The following is a 2,833-nucleotide window of genomic DNA, read 5'->3' as shown; positions in this document are numbered from 1 at the left end:
AGGGCTATGCCCGCACAGTGACAACCACCAGCTTCGCTGGTGGATGTGTTCATTCAGTTGGCCGGGGGGAGAGATTCGGGCTGGGCGGGGGCCTCGGGGAAGGCCACCGCCGCCTTGAACAGATCCCCGTCGATGTCCAGGCGGAACTGGCCCCCCTGGAGCTCCGTAAGGCTGCGGGCGATGGACAGGCCCAGGCCGGAGCCCTCGGTGGTGCGGGACTCCTCCCCCCGCACGAAGCGCTCCATAAGCTGCTCCGCCGGGATGTTCAGGGCCTGCCGGGACACGTTCTTGATGGACAGGCGCACCTGCCCCTCCCAGACCGTCACGCCGATGTAGATCCGGGTGCCCTCCAGAGCGTACTTGTTGCAGTTGGACAGCAGGTTGTCGATCACCCGCCACAGGTGGCGGCCGTCGGCCATGATCCAGGCCTCCTCCGCCGGATAGGTGGGCACCGCCGTCAGGCCGGACTGGACAAAGCGCTCCTCCCACTCCCCCAGGGCCTGCTGGAGCAGCTGCACCATGCCCAGCCGCTCCAGATGAACCGGCAGGCTGCCGGTGGACGCCTTGGACGCCTCCACCAGATCCTCCGTCAGCTTTTTCAGCCGGTGGCTCTTGCGCTCCAGAACCTCCAGGTATTCCGGGGCGTGGGGGCTGTCCAGCCCCTGCTTGCGCAGCAGATCCACGTAGTTGATGATGCTGGTCAGGGGGGTTTTCAGATCGTGGGACACGTTGGTGATCAGCTCGGCCTTGAACCGCTCGCTGCGCAGGCGCTCGTCCACCGCCGTGCCCACGGCCTCGCCCAGGTCGTTGAGCTGCCCGGCGTGGGCGGCCAGGTCATAGTACATGTGGCTGGTGTCGATTTTGAACTCCGGCTCGCCGCCCAGAATGCGCTCCGTGCCGTCCCGCACCCGCCGCCACTGGAGCGTCCAGCGGCACAGCGCAAACAGGGCGACGGCCTGGAGGGCCACCCATACGGGGAACGGCAGCGACAGGAAGAAGACGCTGCACACCACATAGAGGAGGAACAGCAGCACCGTCCGGCCGGTGAGGGGCCAGGCCCGGGCCAGGGCGCGGCAGCCCCGGCCGATCAGGCTGCCTAGCATCCGCAGCACGTTGTTGTGCCAGAAGGTGCCCGCCCTGATGCGGACGGCGGCGGTGAGGCACAGGGCCAGCAGGGTGCCCATCACCCCGATGGTGATGAACCCAAGGCCCACCCACAGCTCGGTGACCAGCTCCAGGGTGTTGAGCCCGTAGGTGATGGAGTCCCCGGCGTTGATCAGCACGGCGATGATCCAGAAGGCGCAGAAGGCCAGCGCATCAAAGGGGATGCGGTCAAACCAGTTGAGGACGGGGCGGGGCCGCCCTGCCTGCCAGCCGGCGGCGCGGAACAGGAAGACCAGCAGCACCCCGGTACAGGTGTCCAGCACCAGCGCCAGCACGGCCACCAGGGGCAGATAGCGGACATAGCTCTGGAAATCCTGCTGGCCGCTCCAGAACTCGTCCCGGACGATGAGAGGATCGGCCACGCCGTACTCCAGGGCCAGCACCGACTGGGTTACCCGGCTGTCCCTGGCCTCGTCGTAGTCCCAGGCGTCATCCCCGTCAAAGGTGTAGCCGTAGTAGGCAGCCTGTTCAACGTCCTCCGGGAGAAAGAGCTGCACGGTACCGTCGGGGAGCACCACGTTCAGCAGATAATAGCCCCGGCCGCTGTCCCAGATCATGTAGTCGTTGCCGGCTACGCCGCTGTTCTGGGCCACGATGAGCTCGGTCTGCTCCACCGCATGGACGTGATCCTCCAAAGCGGCGCTTCCCTCCAGATTGGAGTAGATCAGCACCCCCGTGTCGTTGCGGCGGATGTTGAAGCGGAAGTTGGTGCGCTCCGCCGACAGGGCCTCCTCCAGGTTCTCCAGCCGGCGCTGATCCAGGTAGGGCAGGGTGCCCTCCCACTCCCTGGCCTGGAGCAGCCGGGCCAGCTCATGGAGCTGAACCTCCCGGTTCATGAGATCATCGTAGCAGTCATTGCTGTCGTAGTAGCTGCTGCCCAGCCAGAGGGTGTCCCACTGGCTGATGGTGAACACCGTAGTCCAGAAGCCCCCCGCCCCGATGATCAGGGTCAGCAGCACCGCGGCCGCCTTGGCCGCCAGGCTTGTTTTCAGTTTTTCCATGGGATCACCTCTTGGCGGGGAAATGTGGAGGCCGGCAGGGGCGCACCTGTGTGTGCGCCCTCCTTCCCCCATACGGGGAGGCACACAGGCCGGCCCCTACGCTTTTTCCATCTTGTAACCCAATCCCCACACCACCTTGATGTAGCGGGGGTTGGCCGGGTCAATCTCCAGCTTCTCCCGCAGGTGGCGGATGTGGACGGCCACCGTGTTCTCCGAGCCCAGGGAGGGGTCGTTCCACACCAGCTCGTAGATCTGGCTGGTGGAGAACACCCGGCCGGGGTTCTTCATCAGCAGCAGGAGGATGTTGTACTCCAGGGGGGTGAGGCTCACCGGCTCCCCGTCCACCGTCACCGACTTGGCCCCGTCGTCCATGGCGATGCCGCCGTTGGTGAGCAGGGAGGGATTGTCGTTCCCGCCGCCGCTCTTGCCCCCCAGGCTGGTATATCGCCGCAGCTGGCTCTTCACCCGGGCGATCACCTCGATGGGGTTGAAGGGCTTGGTGATGTAGTCGTCCGCGCCGATGTTCAGGCCCAGGATCTTGTCGCTGTCCTCGCTCTTGGCGGTGAGCAGGATGATGGGCACGTTGCAGCTCTCCCGCAGCTTGGCGGTGGTGCGGATGCCGTCCAGGCCGGGCATCATCACGTCCAGCAGGATCAGATCCACCGGCT

Annotated in this window: 2 protein-coding genes; both read right to left on the bottom strand. The window is 65.9% G+C overall.

The genetic code is table 11. The annotated features are described in order from the left end of the window. Positions 1–53: 53 nt before the first annotated feature. Positions 54–2,165, bottom strand: a complete 2,112-nt coding sequence (locus QZ378_RS12595; RefSeq protein ID WP_291258517.1) for a HAMP domain-containing sensor histidine kinase — start codon at positions 2,163–2,165, stop codon at positions 54–56. A 96-nt stretch (positions 2,166–2,261) separates the two neighbouring features. After that, positions 2,262–2,833: response regulator transcription factor (locus QZ378_RS12590; RefSeq protein WP_291258516.1), on the bottom strand; the 572-nt coding region annotated here is incomplete at its 5' end.

Source organism: Flavonifractor sp. (assembly GCF_019422385.1).
Taxonomy (GTDB): Bacteria; Bacillota; Clostridia; order Oscillospirales; family Oscillospiraceae; genus Flavonifractor; species Flavonifractor avistercoris.
The sequence above is the reverse complement of the archived record's forward strand: the minus strand, read 5'-3'. Positions and strand labels throughout refer to the sequence as shown.

Excerpts from the sequence above, each read along its gene's own strand:
- QZ378_RS12595 (WP_291258517.1), bottom strand. The coding sequence starts at position 2,165 with ATGGAAAAACTGAAAACAAGCCTGGCGGCCAAGGCGGCCGCGGTGCTG.